This is a genomic window from Proteus sp. fly-1067 (assembly GCF_040139345.1).
GTDB lineage: Bacteria > Pseudomonadota > Gammaproteobacteria > Enterobacterales > Enterobacteriaceae > Proteus > Proteus vulgaris_B.
Map to the genome: position 1 here is coordinate 1 of NZ_JBEEUL010000164.1, position 601 is coordinate 601.

Sequence of the window (601 nt, forward strand, 5' to 3'; positions counted from 1 at the left end):
TGTAACACATTAGCTTTATCAATTGAGGTTACTTTATGATTACGCTTTTTCGCGGATTCAAAGGCAATACGGGCAATACATTCGATATCATAACGATGGTAGACTTCAGTATCAAATGCATACTCTTCTTTACCTTCGCCTTTACGGCCTTTAGGTTGACCGAAATAGATACCACCCGTTAATTCACGCACGCACAAAATATCGAAACCTTGAGCAGCAATATCAGCTCTTAATGGGCAAAACGCTTCTAAAGCTTGATATAAACGCGCTGGGCGCAAATTACTGAATAATTTAAAATGCTTACGTAGTGGTAATAAAGCACCACGCTCAGGTTGACTATCAGGCGGTAAGTTTTCCCATTTAGGGCCACCGACAGAGCCAAACAGCACCGCATCCGCATTTTCACAACCAGCCACTGTTTCTTCAGGCAATGGTTTACCATGACGATCAATAGCGATGCCGCCAACATCATATTCTTTAGTGGTAATCGATAACCCAAAGCGCTGACGGATAGCATCTAATACTTTATTTGCTTGCCCCATAACTTCTGGACCAATGCCATCTCCAGGCAATACGGCAATATGATAGCTCTTAGACATTG

Annotated in this window: 1 protein-coding gene; it reads right to left on the reverse strand. The window is 42.4% G+C overall.

Going from position 1 to position 601, the window contains the following annotated elements; all coding sequences use genetic code 11:
• Nucleotides 1-599: isocitrate/isopropylmalate family dehydrogenase (locus tag ABN217_RS19775; RefSeq protein ID WP_349459931.1), on the reverse strand; the 599-nt coding region annotated here is incomplete at its 3' end.
• Nucleotides 600-601 lie beyond the last annotated feature (2 nt).